A 16,869-nucleotide genomic window follows, 5' to 3' on the forward strand; every position below is an offset into this window, starting at 1 on the left:
AGCAAAAGATAATCAAAGGGATTCCATAAAGATAAATCGCGTCTGAGTTTAGGGGCGAGATTAATGGTGGGGACGGTGCTTTCCTTCATAATTTTTATCTCTGGCTATTTACCCGGTGATGGTTTATTAAGTAGGTAGGTGCTAACTGTCAAACACCCCCCTTATCAAGGGGGGCAGGGGGGATCAAACCCCCCTTATCAAGGGGGGATTAAGGGGGGATCCCCCCTTATCAAGGGAGGCAGGGGGGACCAAACCCCCTCAAGGTAGGGCTGATTCATGAATCAACCCTACTATGAATCAACCCTAGGGGGCAAGGGGATCAAAGACAAAATCTATCTTCTATTTAATCAGAACCACTTAATTATCGGAACTAAAAAGGCTTATATATATTTCGGCACAGATTCCCATTATACTAGAAAGTACAGGTCAAATCGAGGGATTTTGTCAAGTCTTTTTTGCCATTAATCTATTTGTGCCACGCAACGGAGGGGGTTATAAGGAATGAAACCCCGATAGAGACAGACATTGCTGCGATTTTTGTCAATTGTTTTCGCTTTAGAACGAACTAATCAATTAAGTCTCTTGCCAGATAAGGATTTAGTCAATTTATGCCCCCATATCGAACCATACCAAGTAACGAGGAACCTTCTTTTTCCTCTTCTTGAATCGCCGATTTCGGGACAATGACGACGTTAACTGATTCCTCGACTTCGTTGAATAGTTCTAAAACATATCCTTCCTCACCCTCCTTCGGATGGGCAACTATATCGACAAGAATCGCCGAATCACCCTGCTTAAGATTGTATTCGGGAACGTCGCGGGCTAGGGTTACTTCTTCGTATAGTTGCGCCATGGTTTATTTTTCCTTTCGGGGTTTGAGGGTGATAAATTGAAATTGATGATCTAGGTTTCGTTTTAGCCAAATCGTGACAACGGATAGGGGAACTTGATTACTGCTGATTAATTCCCCCTCGACTCTATAGAAGTTTCCGTATTCGATTAACTGATCAAGTGTATTAATTGATATTGTTTCAAGTTTTTTTTGGGTTTGTAATTGCAGAAACTATTTAAAAATAGGCGTTGGGTTTCATGCTTCAACCCAACCTACGTTCATCTTATATTTAATTCTACCCACTAAAAAAGGCTTATATATATTTTGGCACGGATTCCCATTATACTAAAAAGTATAAGTCAAATCGAGGGATTTTGTCAAGTCTTTTTTGCCATTAATCTATAGAATTTTCGGGTTGCTCACCAGTCAATGTCCTGAAAAAAAATTATGCCCCGATTTGTCAAACAAGCATATATGCAGGGGTTAACCGAGACAGCACAGGAGCCTCTCTTATTCTTTGTGTGATCTCGCGTAGCGAGCGCGTTGCGACCAGTTTAACTTATATAGAACCGATCAATCTTTGTGTCCTTTGTGTCTTTGTGGTTCGTTCCAGTCGCTCGCTGGCGGGAATATATCTTATAAAATACATTTTACCCACCAAACCCAAGAGAGCCGACAGGAGACAAAAACGAGTTATTGGACAGAAAGAGGCGATGGGATGTTATTATTTAAAGCCGATTCCCCGGAAGCAGCCGAATCGATCATCGGGCAGCATCCCCTGGCGAATAGTAGTGGAATAGGCTATTAAAGGAGTGAACCCTGTGCAAATATTCACAACAATCCCCGGTTTACGCACTTTTTTGGCTGATTATCGCCATGATCACAGTATTGCCCTTGTACCAACCATGGGCGCTCTCCATAAAGGTCATGCTAGTCTAATTCGACGCGCAGTGACGGAAGCGGAGGTAACTGTGGTTAGTATTTTTGTTAATCCTCTACAATTTGCCCCCACAGAGGATTTTTCTTGCTATCCCCGCAGCCTTGACAGCGATCGCCAGTTGTGTGAATCCTTGGGAGTTGCTGCTATTTTTGCTCCTAGCGTGGAAACTTTAGGAATTGGTGATTCTGACAGCATAACCGCAGTTTTTCCCCCGATTTCTCTGACTAGCGGGTTATGTAGTGCTTTTCGTCCGGGGCATTTTCAGGGAGTAGCCACAATTGTCACGCGGTTGTTTAATATTATTGCACCGACGATCGCCTATTTTGGCGAAAAGGATGCCCAACAGTTAGCGATTATCCGGCAATTAGTCAGGGATTTAAATTTAGCGATCGAGATTCGCGCTTGTGCTACAGTGCGAGAAACATCGGGATTAGCCGTTAGTTCTCGCAATCAGTATCTATCAGCCATAGAAAGGGAAAAAGCGACAATTATCCCCCAAAGTTTGCAATTAGCTCTCGAAAGTTTTCGTTTAGGGGAAAGACAAAGGGAAAAACTGCTGGCTATTGTCCAAAAAAATCTCGACAAAGTACCAGAATTTCGCTGTCAGTATCTGGATTTAGTCCATCCCCAGAGTTTACAACCGATCGAGCAGATCGAAACAAGGGGCTTATTAGCGATCGCTGGATTGATCGGTCAAACCCGTTTAATTGATAATATAATCTTGTGTCAACGTCGGCCAGTTATCGCTATTGATGGGCCTGCTGGAGCGGGAAAATCCACAGTCACGCGCTTAGTAGCGGAAAAATTGGGGTTAACCTATCTCGATACCGGTGCGATGTATCGCGCGGTGACATGGTTAGTGGTGAATTCTGGTCTGGATTTGTCCGCAGAAGCGGCCATCGCCGAGTTATTATCTTTAGCAAAGATAGAAATAATTCCGGCCGATAGTCCCGAAAATGTGACTATAGTGAAGATTAATGGGCAGGATGTGACTTTAGAGATTCGCTCTCCCGCAATTACCGCGCAAGTATCCCGAATTGCCGCTCAAAAAGCGGTGCGACAGCAGTTAGTCACCCTGCAAAGACAACTGGGAATGTCGGGGGGAATAGTTGTGGAAGGTCGAGATATTGGTACTAATGTTTTCCCAGAAGCGGAATTAAAGATTTTTTTGACAGCGACACCCGAAGAAAGAGCGAGAAGGAGATTAAAAGACTTAGAAGCGCAGGGAAATGGGGGTATTAGTCTCGCAGAATTAATCCAAGAGATTGAAAAAAGGGATTATTTGGATAGTAATCGCTCCCTAGCACCCCTGCGAAAAGCCACAGATGCGATCGAAGTTAATACCGATCATCTCAGTATTACAGAAGTCACGGAAAAAATCATTGCTCTTTATCATCAAGGAGAAGAAAATCAATGGAGAAGCCTCTAGTTTTTTTAGATACTGATGTTTTGATTTCTTATCTACGAGGAGATCTTGCCAGTGTGCATTTATTTGATCGAGAAATACTCGATCGCGTTTGTCTTGCTATTAATGCGATCGTTTTACAAGAGTTATTATTTTTGGCAGAAGTTCGTAATCATCCTGAAATAGTCGATCGGATTCAAGAAAAGGTGACTATCTTGGATTTTGATTTAGTAAAACTTGATCAATATTGGCAAAATGCTAGAGATATTCGCAATATTTTGGTACACTCGAATGATGTTTTAATTTTAAGTAGTGCCGCTAATTGTGATTATTTAGTTACCTATGATCAAAAACTTAAAAAAGCCTCTAGTTATCTATATAACTCTAAACCGATGGTAGTAACACCTGAAGAATTATTAGAGGTTATCGATCAAAAAAATATAGTCCCTTCTAGCCTCTCTTGCCAAGAATATAAATCCTCAAATTTCCCCTTAAACAAGGTGATTTAGGGAGATATTTATGAAGTTAAATTATCTGAATTTATCATCTATCTGTTTAACGGTAACTTCCTTGATAATTATCGGCAGTCCAGCTATATCTTTAGCCGATCACAGATCACCAATAACTTTAGCTTCTAGGGATTTATCAAACCAGCAACAGGGAAAAAAAATTATTCTTAATGGTCGTTCTTTGCCCGTTTCTTGGCGACAGTGGACAGCAGCAAATAGTACCAGAATTGCCATGGGTGACACGGGAGCAAGACAATTATTCGGCATGGATTTTCTTAGCACAAATGATCCCAAAAAGCAACCGATCAACTGGTTTAATTTACAAACTTTATCGGCTAATTTAATCAATTCTGATCGCTGGTTAGACGTTACGGATATTTTACTAAAAATGGGGGCAACAACCACTATTAATGGCGATAGTTTAAATATTAACTTTCCTGCTCCTCAGATTGAAGATATTCAGCTAGAAAATTATGGAGCAGTACAAAGGATTATTATTCAACTCGATCGCCCGACCTTTTGGCAAGTTAGTCAGGCAAAAAATCAAGCAGTGATTACCCTAGAAGGAAATGCCCAGCAATCGCTTATCTCTAGGTTTCAACCCAAAACTATCAGTAACAGTAATCAAAATAACGATGAAGATGATCTAGGCAACTCTAATAATAACTTAGCCACTCAGATCACTTCCTTAGAAAATAATGGGGTGATCAGTCGTTTAAAAATTAACCTTCCCACTGCCTACGGATTACAGATCAGCAGTGTGGATAATCCTCCCCGAATTATCATTGATTCTCGTCCCGATGCTATGGATGAAAAGCGCATTGTTTGGCAACCAGGATTAATCTGGAATCAAAAATATATCCAGTTAGACAAAGATTGGTTTCCCGTGACTTGGTTAGAAATCGATCCTAGAAATCCTCAGATAACTATTAAACCAATCACCGCTAATTCCACCTCAATGCGCGGCACTAATCCCCTGATCACGATTAATAGCGAAAGTAATGCGGTAGCGATGATTAATGGTGGCTTTTTTAATCGTAATAATCAGTTACCTTTGGGGGCAATTCGTGTGGATGGCAAATGGTTATCCGGACCAATTTTAAACCGAGGGGCGATCGCATGGGATAATCGTGGTAAAATCAGGATCGATCGCCTGAGTTTAGAGGAAACCCTGATTACTGCCACCGGACAACGTTTTCCCCTAACCCAGTTAAATAGTGCCTTTGTAGCAGCCGGCTGCAGTCGTTATACTCGCGATTGGGGAAGTAATTATCATCCCCTCACCGAGCGCGAAACCGGGTTAGTCGTGCAAGGCGATCGCATAACGGAGAAATTAAATAATCTTTTGCCACAGGATAGTATAGACATACCAGAAAATGGCTATTTAGTCATCTGCCGAAAGACAGATATTAATTTAAAGATTGGTGAGACAGTCAACCTCGATAGCGTCACCCTACCGAGAGATTTTGCTAATTATCCCCAGATTTTAGGTGCTGGCCCCCTATTATTGCAGAATGGACGTATAGTTTTAGATGGAAATGCCGAAAAATTTAGTCCGGCATTCCAAAATCAACAAGCTTCCCGCAGTGCGATCGCAGTTAGCCAAGAAGGAAAAATTTTGCTAGTTGCTATCCATAATCGCGTCGGGGGAAGGGGGGCAACTTTAGGCGAATTAGCCCGAATTTTGCTGTTAATGGCGGCAAAAGACGGTTTAAACCTAGATGGGGGTAGTTCCACTGGAATAGCCTTGGCGGGTTATCTGCTCGATCGCTCTGCCGTTACCGCCGCAAAAGTCCATAATGGAATAGGAATATTTTTATCACCGTCTCCTTGAAGGGGGTGAAAACAATGGATAATAGCGACTGGATTAAACAATTGCTGCTGATGGGTATTGGCACTACTTCCATGGTGGCAGAAAAGATCAAAGAAGTGAGCGATGAATTAGTCAAAGACGGTAAAATCAATTCTGATCAGGCTAAAAACTTTGTCGATGATCTGATGACACAGATGAAGTCTGAACAGGGAAACTTCGAGAATAACTTAGAACGCTATATTCGCCATATTTTGCAGGATTTAGGGGTTCCCCGACAATCGGAAATGGACGAACTGCGGGGAAGGATTGATAGATTAGAACGACAGGTGAGAGACTTAGAGAATAAACTCTGGCGTTAGGGAACTATGAAATCAATGCGCGAAATCTTGCTCAGTTTTGCTATTATTGCGGTTTGTGGCTTATTTTTAATCGCTGCTTCCCTCTTTGGTGGAGGGGAAAAAACCAATGCGATCGCCGCAGAAATCGCTCCACCCCCTATCACTCAAACTATTAATAAGGAAATCATCTCCATGGATTTAGATCAAGCAGTCACCACCGATTCGGGACTAAAATACATCGATATCGTGGAAGGAACTGGAGAAACTCCCCAAAAAGGTCAAAAAGTGACTGTTCACTACACGGGGACCCTCACAGACGGCAAAAAATTCGATAGTTCTAAGGATCGCAATCAACCTTTTACCTTTACCATTGGAGTTGGTCAAGTGATCAAAGGATGGGATGAGGGAGTCGCATCGATGAAAGTCGGTGGGCAGCGTACCTTAATTATCCCCCCAGAATTGGGTTATGGTGCGCGGGGTGCTGGTGGGGTGATTCCTCCCAACGCGACTTTACTTTTCGATGTGGAATTGTTGGGAGTTAAATAAATAGGTTTTTCCTCTGATTTTTCACCTCTACCCGCATCGATCCCGAATGCGGGTTTTTTGGCAGATTGCCAGAAGCTAAGGGCAAAATCAGGAGGATTTAGTAAATTCTAGACCGTTTTCGCTGCCGTAACGCTCCATAAAACGCATAAAACGATCCCACTCTGCGGGAGAATTAAAAATAACCGTAGCTTCGATCGCCATGGGTTTACCGTTGATAAATTTGCCTTTTACTTCCCTGGTGACGATTTCCCCCTCCTCATCAATGAGATACATCCCCGTGATTTCCTCGGTTTGTTGATCTCCGAGGATAGTCGGTTGATCAAAATAAAATTTTGCCGATCCCTTTTCTCCCGTTTTAGTGCGACTTAAGCGGATATCGGGAACAACTGGTTCTTTTAACCCCCTGGAAAACTGAATTTCTGCCATTACTTTTCTTTATCCTTCTCATAGAACACGCCTTTCTACATCATCTCACACCAAGTCGCAAGTAAAAAGCAGATGGGACAGCATAAGCTCAAAATATCAACACCAATACCATTTTTCCTTATTCGTAGCAGGCCTATCCATTAGTCATACTAAATCCTATTTAAAAGGGATAGGAGACTGAGGAGCAGGGAGCAGGGAAAAAAAATCCCTAACTTGGGAGTTAATCACACTATTAAAAACGGATTCGGTGTCACATCTTTCTTAACATGAAATTTGACAAAAAGACAAAAGTGTGCAATGTGGCTCAAGTTGGTTTTCTGGGGTAACTAATTTGATGGCATAGTTCCGGGGTTGTAGTCGGTCGTTAATTTCCATGCCCTCTATAGTACATCCCCTGTCGGGGTTCTGTCCCTTCTTATACTAAATCCGGTTATTAAAAACTGATTATTTATTCTCCGTTTTGCCTCTTGCATGAGTGCCTCTCCTGATATAAGTAGTCGTGCAAAATTAATTTCCTAGTTGAGACTCCGAGACTCCGAGACTCCGAGACTCCGAGACTCCGAGACGGGATACAGCTATTAGGGATCGGATTTGAGTTTTCAGTTCTCTGTTTGCTCACATCAGCAGAAGTCTGACGGAGTAGTGGCTTAGATGTGTAATTAATTGTGCTTAGATACTTACCAGATGAAAATGGGTAAAACCCTACACCCCACACCCCACACCCTGTCCCCACGAAAAACTTTTTCAGCAGACCCTAATTACGCGTGTTTTAGCTTACTTGTGTCCTTAAATACTTCTTTTACTGCGTCAAATCACACAAGTCTTTATATGAAGGCTGTACGATCGTATTTAGGGTAAATTACATTGTTGCCATTGCTTCCCGCTTCTGATCTAGACTGTGTTGAGATTTGTCAAAGCTAATTGCAAAAGTAATCTTTTACATCCAATGGTTTTTAAGTCTGTTAGCACACTATGTCTATCGTAAGTAAACAAGAACCTAAGCTGGAAACGCTCACCCTATTTCAAAAACGCCCAAAAACGGCGTTCTGGGAGAAATTTTGGGGTGTGAGCATAATTAACCATCTCTGCCATTACTTTTGAAAAATTTGACTTGGGCAAATTATCAATAGATATGCAGTCTATTAGTAGTTATCTTAACGGTGAGATACGAAGTTTCTGGTTTTAGAGAACGACGCAACGGCGGAACGTCGGAATATTATCTGATCGTCCAGAGATGATGACAAATACCGCCATACTGCATCCTCATGATAAACGCTATAATCTGAAAGTTGTTGCCAGTTGCTCATCATGAAAAAACTGACTTATTCATTGCTCCCCCTGGGGATTACTGTTGGACTTTGCCTAAACATTGCCCCTGCTTCCGCTGGTATGATAGTACGAAATGTCATTCCCAACGCCGCCCTTTCTATTGACGGCTTTGGAAGTACATCTAATAGTGGATCTATTCAAGCCAATATACCCACAGGTTCTACTATTCAGAGGGCTTATCTCTATGCCGCCTCCATCTGGAATATGAGTCAAGTTTACGGAGTAATTTTTCATGGGACGACACTTCCCGTGAGTTCAGCAACTATTCTAACTCCTGCTGATAACAACCTAGCCACCACCGCCCGTTGGGATGTCACCAGTATCATCGCTTCTTCTTTTACGGGAGGATTACAAGACTTTAGTATCGTTGAGGATGGCGATAACGATGGTGAAGTTCTCGTCGTTGCTTATAGCAATCCTTCTACCCAAGGTCTTACCTCGGTTATTTTGGACGGGGAACTGAATCCCAAGGGAGACACGGTTAAGTTCGATTTTCCCGCTCCTTACGCTGGGGGAGCTTTTCTGGTTTCCCTCGCCTCTAGTTATAGCCGTCAACCGAGTGGGCAAGCCACTGAGATTGACGTAACCACTAATTCGACCAATATTTATCGACGATTAACCAGTAGCGCAGGAGGACAGGATGATGGCCAAGGAGCCAACGGAGCGTTAATAACTGTTGGGGGGATAGGTGACAGTCCTGATAACCCCGATCCCTGCGCTTCTCCTTCGCAGGGACCGCGAATCGATGATGAATACTATAACCTCGCTCTCGGCAATAGTAGTAGTTCCCCTTCGTGCAGTGCTGCTAGCACCACTCCCTTTATCTTACCTGGAAATACTTTCGTTGAATTCAAAACAGTGAACTCCAGTGAAGATGATAACGTTTTCGGAATGTTTATCACCAGTAAATTTGGGACCAGTCCTAGTCCTGTCCCCGAACCATCGATGACACTAGGTATTTTCGGTATCGGTGGCATCGGTATCTTACTATCTCGCCTTGGTAAAAAATCCTAAGCTGCCCGCGAATTTAAATTGCTTGTGGAGATGAGGCAAGAGTGCCTCTTGCCTCCTACTCCCCTCTCCCAGAAAGGGAGAGGGGTTGGGGGTGAGGGCAATTAACCATCTCTGCTATTACTTTTGAAAAATGGTATAAATCACCCCTTCAGGACTCTCGGAGTGCAATCAGTGGCAAAATCAAGGCTATGATCGATCACTGATAACCAATAACTGAGATGAGATGGTTTTATTAGAAGCAGCGGTTCATTCTTCCCTACGCGCTTTTTTACGGGAACAAGGGCGCTTTTATTGGTCTCATCATCTCACTATGGGGCGACTGGTGGCTAGAGCTTTACGCCTAAAACGTTCCTCTCTCATACAAACTGGAACTACTCTCACCCGTTATTGTCTCAGTTATCTCACCCCAGCCCTTTTGGGTGATACACCTGTTCTGATTGTTGCCCCAGAGTCGGAACTAAATCTACTGTTAGAAGTGGAAATCCCCCGTCTGCAAGCATGGTTACAAACTCAGCGAGACATCCTCAAAAGCGATCGCTTTCCGGCTAATTTTACCGGTTTACTCCTCACCACACCCCAACAATGGTTAGAGGATAAATTGGGCAATCTCGGCCATTTTCCCCAGAATATCCCCACCATAATCGATCGAGCCGAAGATTTAGAAACTTGTCTAGTAGATTATCTCACCGTCACCATTACTCCCGAACAATGGTCTGCTTTAGAGTCAGCATATCCCCAGCATAGAGAGTTTATAGACTTAATTAAAGCACAACTTAGCCAAAGTATTCTTGGTCATCCAATTAATCCCTATAATTGCTATCTTATCGATGCCAAGGAAAAAGAATATATAATTGCGCTCCTGCAACGCTTGCATCAAGACTTAACCACTGATTCTGCTTGGCAACTTTTAGCGGCAAAAATCCCCGAGCTTAATTATCTCCTCTGGACATCAGTAGATCGAGATCGAGAAGAATTTACCCTAAAAATCAGCCCTTTGGAGGTGGCTAGTTTTTTCAAACCGATTTGGCAGCAGCAACCCTTTGTTTTAATCGGCAGTTTTTTAGATAGCGAAAAATCCGCTAATTTATACCGTCAAAATCAGGGTATCGGAGATATTTTAACTCTAAAGTTTGCAGCCGATCGCGAAAGTGAATATATTCATTTATATCTACCCGATCGCATCAGCGCCCCCAACACCCCCGAATTTCAACCGATGTTATTAAAGCAAGTGCGGGAATTAGTTAGTGCTAATCATACCAGTGAACAACCGATCGTGATCCTGATTGAAGATGTTCCCCTCAAGGCACAAATTGCCACCCAAATCGCAGCCGATTACGGTTCGCGAGTGCAAGTGGAAAAAACTGAAATTAATAGTAATACTATTCTCGTTTGTGGTTGGCAATTCTGGCAAACTCATCAAGAAAAATTTCTCACTCCCAGTTTATTAATTATCGCTACTTTACCCTTACCTTCCCCCGAAAATCCTCTCGTTGCTGGCAAAATTGCCTACTATAAACGACAACACCTCGACTGGTTTCGTGCCTATCTTTTACCCACAGCAGTGAGGGAAATTCAGCAATCTGTTCAGTCTCTCCGGGAGTGTCAAGGTTGTGTGGCTGTTCTTGATAATCGTGTCAATGCTCGCAGTTATGGCCGACAAATTCTCTCCGCTTTAGAACCCTATGCTAAAGTTAATTATCTCGATCAACAATTTTTTCAAGATAAAGATTAAATCAGTTATCAGTTATCAGTTATCAGTTATCAGTTTACTGATAAAATCTCCCCCAGAGCCATATTTCCAACTATCTAGATAACGATGATAAAGATATTTTTGCTTGTCGGGTAACTTTTCTAAAACAGGTTTTAAGCTGGCTGCTAAGGGATATAAACCACTATACAAAGCTAAATTAAGATAATGTCCCGTCCAATCGATAAAAGGACTGATACCTACTTGCGGAATCATCGGTAAAACCAATTGAGGATTAACTAAAGGCAAAGTTTTTGAGAGGGAAGAAAACTGCACCACATCCTGTAAAAACGGTTTTAATACCTCATCTCCCAACTTGTCCATTACCCGAAAAACTCCACTCATTAAGTCATTAATTTGATTGGGATTAGGGTTAGCAGACATCGGGACACTCATGGTTTTTTGAAATAGCCACGTTACCGATATATTCGGTTGATAGGGTTGTAAAAGAGCTAAATATTCTCGACTTAAAGCATCAATTTGTAAAGCTTCCTCGATGGCGAAAGTTAGCCTTTTTAAATGCCTAACCATTGCCCCAAAACCGCCAAAACTTACCGGAGATTGACTACCGCTACTATCTCCCACTGCCAGAATTCTTGACCAAGGCATTTTTAAAGGACTTTGACGATAGGCAGGGAAAAAACCCGCTAGAAAACGCTGAAATTTTACCGCTTCTAAATCTACCTTTTGATACTCCGGCAGTAATCTTAAATACTCCTCCATCAAAAATTCTAAACTAAAGCGATCGGGATGGGTATCAAGATAGGTAAATAAATAAGTTGTCCGACCGTCCCTAGCGGGAAATCCTTCCCAAAAGTATTGACATTGGTGCAAGATTGGGGTAAAAGAATAAATCAAATCACCAGTTTCATTACTGGGAAAACCCTGACCGCAACTACCCACCACTAAACAAACTCCATCGGGTTTTTCTCCTTTTCTTGCCTGTTTTGCAATTGGCGAAAAATGACCCATGACATCGATTAATAAACGGGTTTTTAAAGTTACTTCTCCCGTTTTAACCATTACCCCATCGGGATGAATAATTGCCCCGCTAAACCCGGAATTTTCTAGTAACTTTCCTCCCGCTTGCAAAAACTTATTTTTTAAAGTCTCTAGCAAATAAACCGGATCAACACCGATATTTAAAATATCTCTAACCCAAAGCTCATAACCTCGATAAAATCCCACCCTAGCAGGATTATATTCCGTCGCTATTGCTTGATTTAATTCAGCTTCGGTCAATAAATCTAACTCTAAAAAACTGCTTAGTTCTAAACGGGAAATATTCCACTCCTGCTCACGACCGCGCAGAATACCTCTTTCTAATAATGCCACACGCCAGCCCCTAGTTTGCAAAGCAGCCCCGATAAAAATTCCTAGGGTTCCCCCCGCAATAACTAGATCAAAATCCGTCTCTCCTAAAGATTCTTGACTTTGATTAATTACCGTAGGAATAAGCGGATTTTCTAAACGCAAAGCTTGCCAAGTTTGATCGCTGGCTCGCAATTGTTGTAAACTCTGAGGAGATACTCGATCGAGTAAAGATGCAACTAAAGACATAATCTTATATCAGTTATCAGTTATCAGTTATCAGTTATCAGTTATCAGTTATCAGTTATCAGTTATCAGTTATCAGTTATCAGTTATCACCATGTCCAGAGGAGAAAACTATTTAGATTGGAAAAACTTTTTCCCTTCTTCAAAGATTTTAGTAATATCCTTGAGAGAAACACCAAAAATTGCTAAAACTCCCGTAAAGACTAACAAAAAACCGATAAAACTATTCCGATCATAGAGAAATAAACCCACCAAAACGATAAAATAGGGAGAGAGAATTTTACTAATATTTTCAACTACAGTAACTACCTCTGGAGTGGGAGGATCAACAAGATTAATATCAGCTTTATCCTGATCTGGTTCGAGATTTTGCTTAATTGAAAACATCACTTCCTGTAGGTCTTTTACCTCCGGTGGGTTCGGTTCCTTCGCTGGTTTGCCAAACATTGTTAACTACCTCGCCAATTTATCTATATCCTCTATGGTAGCCAAAAAGAGGGCAAGCCGGAAAAGCGCGAGCAGGTCGAGAAATTCTCAGGGCAATTTTCCTTAACAACCCCCTCGGCCTCGGCTGCTATAATCAGAGGAACAACTCCCAAGTTCGTTAACGGTACAAAAAAACTATGAATACCAGTCCAGACCGTGTGATTATCTTCGATACCACCCTTCGAGATGGGGAACAGTCCCCGGGTGCCGCTTTAAATGTGGATGAGAAGCTAACCATAGCACGCGCACTGGCACGACTGGGAGTTGATGTCATTGAAGCAGGTTTTCCCCACGCTAGTCCGGGGGACTTTGAAGCTGTACAGAAAATTGCCGCCAGCGTCGGCAGCGAAGCTGATAGCCCAATTATTTGCGGATTAGCCCGCACTACCCAAAAAGATATCAAATCTGCCGCCGATGCGCTCAGACCCGCCGCCAAGCCCAGAATTCACACCTTCCTAGCCACATCTGATATCCACCTCCAATACAAACTTAAGAAGACTCGTCAGGAAGTTCTTGACATTGTGCCGGAAATGGTGGCCTATGCTAAATCCTTCCTTAATGATGTGGAATTTTCCCCCGAAGATGCCGGCCGCAGCGACCCGGAATTTCTCTATCAAGTCCTCGAAAGAGCGATCGCAGCAGGAGCCACCACCGTTAATATTCCCGATACCGTCGGTTATACCACCCCCAGCGAATTTGGGGCTTTAATCCGTGGTATTAAGGAAAATGTCCCCAATATCGACCAAGCGATTATCTCCGTCCATGGTCACGATGATTTAGGGTTAGCGGTGGCTAATTTCCTCGAAGCAGTTAAAAATGGCGCTCGACAGTTGGAATGTACTATTAACGGTATCGGTGAGCGTGCTGGTAATGCTTCCCTAGAAGAATTGGTGATGGCCCTTCATGTGCGGCGCTCCTATTTTAATCCTTTCCTCGGTCGTCCCCCAGAGTCCACGGAACCTTTAACCAAGATCAACACCAAGGAAATCTATCGCACTTCTCGCCTAGTTTCTAATCTTACCGGCATGATCGTGCAACCGAATAAGGCGATCGTCGGTGCTAACGCTTTCGCACACGAGTCGGGAATCCATCAGGACGGGGTGTTAAAACATAAACTCACCTATGAGATTATGGATGCAGAATCGATCGGTTTGACTAATAATCAGATCGTCCTCGGTAAACTCTCCGGCCGCAACGCTTTTCGCTCTCGGTTACAGGAATTGGGTTTTGAGCTTTCGGAAACGGAACTTAATAACGCTTTTATCCAGTTTAAAGAAATGGCTGATCGCAAAAAGGAAATCACCGATCGCGATCTAGAAGCTATTGTTAACGATGAAATCGATACGGTTCCCGATCACTTCCGCCTTGAATTAGTACAAGTATCCTGTGGCAATAACGCCAGACCCACGGCCACGGTAACGATTCGCACTCCCGACGGTAGCGAGTTATCCGATGCGGCCATTGGTACAGGTCCAGTGGATGCTCTCTGCAAAGCGATCGATCGAGTGGTGCAGATTCCTAACGAATTAATCTCTTTCTCGGTGCGAGAAGTTACCGAGGGAATCGATGCTTTAGGAGAAGTGACCATCCGTCTCCGTTACGAAGGACGCACCTATTCTGCTCGCGCAGCCGATACCGATATTATTGTCGCCTCCGCTCGTGCCTACGTCAGCGCCTTAAACCGTCTCCACGTCGCACTGCAGCAGAAGGAAAAAACCCCAGAAATGCTACAAGTCTAGACAGGGTGTTGGGGTTTTAGGGTGTTAGGGTTTTAGGGTTTTAGTTGAAATTCCCCCACACCCCACTTCCCCACTTCCCCACTTCCCCACACCCCACACCCCACACCCCACTTCCCCACACCCCACTTCCCCACACCCCACTTCCCCAATTCATAATTGATAATTCATAATTCCCACGTCGCTGTTGGAGAAAATCTTAAATTTGTCTCGCAAATTTCTAAAATGTTGCTAAGTTAATATTATGAGCTTGCGCTCTAATAATTTTAATACACTTGTATTAAAATTGGATTCGCGTAAAAGCAATGAGGGATGAAATTTATCCGCAAGAATCCGATCAAATTAAATACAATAGCTAAAGACTATAAGGAATCGGCCAAGGCAAATAGGGATTATTTTCCCCTTGCCAATGGGAACAGTTGACCCGTCCAATAATTCCTTTGATTGTTAGCTATCTGGTCAACACCGCAGACAAACCGGCGATCGGATTTCAGTCCTCCAGCCATTTATCCAATTTTTGCAGGAGCCAGATTATGAGTTGACCGAGCTAAAACAGCATTCCGTGTCGCTAAAATCGTATCGACACAAGGAAATTTAAGCAAAAATCTTCTCCCATTTGTTGTAATTAAAGCTACAATCGGAAAAGTCTTTCCCCGTCTCGGATTTGAGACACAAATTTGTTCAGTATCACCTAGATTGAGATTCGATCTTCTAGTTTTGCACAGAAGGAGCAAGAGGAAAACGGCATGATGCAGGCCCACGATGTACTAACCCTTACCGAGCCGCCATTGGATTTAGATTTGATTGACCTAGACGAAGACTTCGATGATGAGGATATCGAGTTAGAGCTAGAAGAAACCAGCGATAGCAACGATGGCAAAAAAACCCGCCGCCTTGCCAGCGCTCGTCGTCGCGACGCCGCTAGAAAAAAACCCTATACAGAAGATTCGATTCGGATTTATCTGCAAGAAATCGGCAGGATTCGGTTATTGAGAGCGGAGGAGGAGATCGAATTAGCGAGAAAAATCGCCGATCTCCTGAAATTAGAACGCATTCGCGAAGATTTTTGCCTCTATAGCGATGCTGAATGGGGAAAACAGGTTTTCTTGTTCGAGCGCATCGAGAAAATTATCGTTGAAAAATCGGAAAAAGAACCGAAACTATCGGATATTAAGGCTTATTTAGGTAAGACGGAGCTAACGGCTCCCCTGCTGGAAGAATGGCTGGCCAAATCAAAGGAATACTTATCGGCCTTTAAGCGTCGTTTGTACCATGGTCGTCGCGCTAAGGAAAAAATGGTACAATCGAACCTGCGTTTAGTGGTTTCGATCGCCAAGAAATACATGAATCGCGGTCTTTCCTTCCAAGATTTAATTCAAGAAGGTTCCCTCGGTTTGATCCGCGCCGCCGAAAAATTCGACCACGAAAAGGGTTATAAATTCTCCACCTATGCCACTTGGTGGATTCGTCAAGCCATCACCCGGGCGATCGCGGATCAATCCCGCACCATTCGTCTTCCCGTCCACCTCTACGAAACCATCTCCCGGATCAAAAAAACCACCAAGATTCTTTCTCAGGAAATGCGCCGCAAACCCACCGAGGAAGAAATCGCCACTAAGATGGAGATGACCATCGAAAAACTGCGTTTTATTGCCAAATCTGCCCAATTACCGATTTCTCTAGAGACTCCCATCGGTAAAGAAGAAGACTCCCGTTTAGGAGACTTTATCGAAGCGGATGGGGAAACCCCAGAAGATGAAGTTTCTAAAAATTTATTACGCGAGGATTTAGAAAACGTCCTCGATACCCTTAGTCCTCGCGAACGGGATGTGCTGCGTCTGCGCTACGGTTTAGATGACGGCAGGATGAAAACACTCGAAGAAATCGGCCAGATTTTCAACGTCACTCGCGAGCGCATTCGTCAAATAGAAGCCAAGGCCCTGCGGAAACTGCGTCACCCTAACCGCAATAGTATCCTCAAAGAGTACATTCGTTAACTTCCCGCTCTTAAAAAACTAGAAACTGAGTCTCCTTGAGGCTCAGTTTTGCAGTCATCGGAAATTTTGGGTCTGAAACCCCGCCGTTCTAGGTTGGCTTTACGTTAGAATTAAAAGGCCAGTCTCGAAAACCAAGTGGACGGCGCAGCACCTGGAAAACTCGGCTTAGGGGGTTCCGACCAGAAAAGCTTGGC

General features: G+C 43.3%; 13 protein-coding genes and 2 pseudogenes. 10 read left to right on the forward strand and 5 right to left on the reverse strand.

The features are described 5' to 3' along the window. Positions 1 to 470: 470 nt before the first annotated feature. Positions 471 to 687: pseudogene (locus IM515_RS26190) on the forward strand (hypothetical protein). On the opposite strand, the gene IM515_RS20955 reads toward IM515_RS26190, so the two are convergent. Then, positions 602 to 853, reverse strand: a complete 252-nt coding sequence (locus IM515_RS20955) for a DUF4926 domain-containing protein (RefSeq protein ID WP_002765295.1) — start codon at positions 851 to 853, stop codon at positions 602 to 604. The pseudogene IM515_RS26190 and the gene IM515_RS20955 overlap by 86 nt on opposite strands. 3 nt (positions 854 to 856) lie before the next feature. Next, positions 857 to 997: pseudogene (locus IM515_RS26195) on the reverse strand (DUF6883 domain-containing protein); the annotation flags it as partial. A gap of 656 nt (positions 998 to 1,653) precedes the next feature. Here IM515_RS26195 and IM515_RS20960 point away from each other — a divergent pair. From IM515_RS20960 to IM515_RS20980, 5 genes are read left to right on the forward strand one after another with little or no spacing between them, the layout of a single operon-like run. After that, positions 1,654 to 3,201, forward strand: coding sequence for a bifunctional pantoate--beta-alanine ligase/(d)CMP kinase (locus IM515_RS20960; protein ID WP_287627930.1), 1,548 nt, complete (start codon positions 1,654 to 1,656; stop codon positions 3,199 to 3,201). After that, entirely contained in the window at positions 3,186 to 3,686 is a 501-nt protein-coding gene (locus IM515_RS20965) for a type II toxin-antitoxin system VapC family toxin (RefSeq protein ID WP_287627929.1), read from the forward strand. Before IM515_RS20960 ends, IM515_RS20965 begins: the two co-directional genes overlap by 16 nt. Positions 3,687 to 3,696: 10 nt before the next feature. After that, a complete protein-coding gene (locus IM515_RS20970; protein WP_287627928.1) occupies positions 3,697 to 5,520 on the forward strand; it encodes a phosphodiester glycosidase family protein in 1,824 nt (607 codons plus the stop codon). Positions 5,521 to 5,534: 14 nt separating this feature from the next. Then, positions 5,535 to 5,858, forward strand: coding sequence for a phasin family protein (locus IM515_RS20975; RefSeq protein WP_002765298.1), 324 nt, complete (start codon positions 5,535 to 5,537; stop codon positions 5,856 to 5,858). A 6-nt stretch (positions 5,859 to 5,864) separates the two neighbouring features. After that, positions 5,865 to 6,383 (forward strand): FKBP-type peptidyl-prolyl cis-trans isomerase, encoded by a 519-nt coding sequence (locus IM515_RS20980; RefSeq protein WP_287627926.1) that lies wholly within the window; start codon positions 5,865 to 5,867, stop codon positions 6,381 to 6,383. 87 nt (positions 6,384 to 6,470) lie between these two features. On the opposite strand, the gene psb28 is transcribed toward IM515_RS20980, so the two are convergent. Next, positions 6,471 to 6,809 carry a photosystem II reaction center protein Psb28 gene (gene psb28, locus IM515_RS20985; protein ID WP_002746239.1) on the reverse strand — a complete coding sequence of 113 codons (339 nt, stop codon included), beginning with the start codon at positions 6,807 to 6,809 and terminating at the stop codon, positions 6,471 to 6,473. Positions 6,810 to 8,117: 1,308 nt separating this feature from the next. Between psb28 and IM515_RS20990 the strand changes: the two genes are divergently transcribed. Next, the gene (locus IM515_RS20990) at positions 8,118 to 9,152 is read left to right on the forward strand and encodes a PEP-CTERM sorting domain-containing protein (RefSeq protein WP_287627924.1); all 1,035 of its coding nucleotides are present in this window, start codon (positions 8,118 to 8,120) and stop codon (positions 9,150 to 9,152) included. Between the two features lie 223 nt (positions 9,153 to 9,375). Then, a complete protein-coding gene (locus tag IM515_RS20995) occupies positions 9,376 to 10,884 on the forward strand; it encodes a helicase C-terminal domain-containing protein (protein WP_287627923.1) in 1,509 nt (502 codons plus the stop codon). A 15-nt stretch (positions 10,885 to 10,899) separates the two neighbouring features. Here the strand turns inward: IM515_RS20995 and IM515_RS21000 are convergent, their stop codons facing one another. Continuing rightward, positions 10,900 to 12,459 carry an FAD-dependent oxidoreductase gene (locus IM515_RS21000; protein WP_287627921.1) on the reverse strand — a complete coding sequence of 520 codons (1,560 nt, stop codon included), beginning with the start codon at positions 12,457 to 12,459 and terminating at the stop codon, positions 10,900 to 10,902. A 108-nt stretch (positions 12,460 to 12,567) separates the two neighbouring features. After that, on the reverse strand, positions 12,568 to 12,903 hold the full coding sequence (locus IM515_RS21005; protein WP_002765305.1) for a hypothetical protein: 336 nt from the start codon (positions 12,901 to 12,903) through the stop codon (positions 12,568 to 12,570). Between the two features lie 176 nt (positions 12,904 to 13,079). Between IM515_RS21005 and IM515_RS21010 the strand changes: the two genes are divergently transcribed. Together IM515_RS21010 and rpoD are read left to right on the forward strand one after the other, a co-directional pair. Beyond that, complete coding sequence (locus IM515_RS21010; protein WP_185241411.1) at positions 13,080 to 14,681, forward strand: 2-isopropylmalate synthase; 1,602 nt, start codon at positions 13,080 to 13,082, stop codon at positions 14,679 to 14,681. Positions 14,682 to 15,424: 743 nt separating this feature from the next. Beyond that, positions 15,425 to 16,675: an RNA polymerase sigma factor RpoD gene (gene rpoD / locus IM515_RS21015; protein ID WP_002755984.1), complete on the forward strand. Its 1,251-nt coding sequence runs from the start codon at positions 15,425 to 15,427 to the stop codon at positions 16,673 to 16,675. Positions 16,676 to 16,869: the final 194 nt, after the last annotated feature.

The organism is Microcystis sp. M44BS1 (assembly GCF_020244875.1).
Lineage (GTDB): Bacteria > Cyanobacteriota > Cyanobacteriia > Cyanobacteriales > Microcystaceae > Microcystis > Microcystis panniformis.

Bases quoted from the DNA above. Each gene is read 5' to 3' on its own strand.
- IM515_RS20970 (WP_287627928.1), top strand. From the start codon at position 3,697: ATGAAGTTAAATTATCTGAATTTATCATCTATCTGTTTAACGGTAACT.
- IM515_RS21010 (WP_185241411.1), top strand. From the start codon at position 13,080: ATGAATACCAGTCCAGACCGTGTGATTATCTTCGATACCACCCTTCGA.
- IM515_RS20995 (WP_287627923.1), top strand. From the start codon at position 9,376: ATGGTTTTATTAGAAGCAGCGGTTCATTCTTCCCTACGCGCTTTTTTA.
- IM515_RS20965 (WP_287627929.1), top strand. From the start codon at position 3,186: ATGGAGAAGCCTCTAGTTTTTTTAGATACTGATGTTTTGATTTCTTAT.
- IM515_RS20975 (WP_002765298.1), top strand. From the start codon at position 5,535: ATGGATAATAGCGACTGGATTAAACAATTGCTGCTGATGGGTATTGGC.
- IM515_RS21000 (WP_287627921.1), bottom strand. From the start codon at position 12,459: ATGTCTTTAGTTGCATCTTTACTCGATCGAGTATCTCCTCAGAGTTTA.
- IM515_RS20980 (WP_287627926.1), top strand. From the start codon at position 5,865: ATGAAATCAATGCGCGAAATCTTGCTCAGTTTTGCTATTATTGCGGTT.
- IM515_RS21005 (WP_002765305.1), bottom strand. From the start codon at position 12,903: ATGTTTGGCAAACCAGCGAAGGAACCGAACCCACCGGAGGTAAAAGAC.
- rpoD (WP_002755984.1), top strand. From the start codon at position 15,425: ATGATGCAGGCCCACGATGTACTAACCCTTACCGAGCCGCCATTGGAT.
- IM515_RS20955 (WP_002765295.1), bottom strand. From the start codon at position 853: ATGGCGCAACTATACGAAGAAGTAACCCTAGCCCGCGACGTTCCCGAA.
- psb28 (WP_002746239.1), bottom strand. From the start codon at position 6,809: ATGGCAGAAATTCAGTTTTCCAGGGGGTTAAAAGAACCAGTTGTTCCC.
- IM515_RS20990 (WP_287627924.1), top strand. From the start codon at position 8,118: ATGAAAAAACTGACTTATTCATTGCTCCCCCTGGGGATTACTGTTGGA.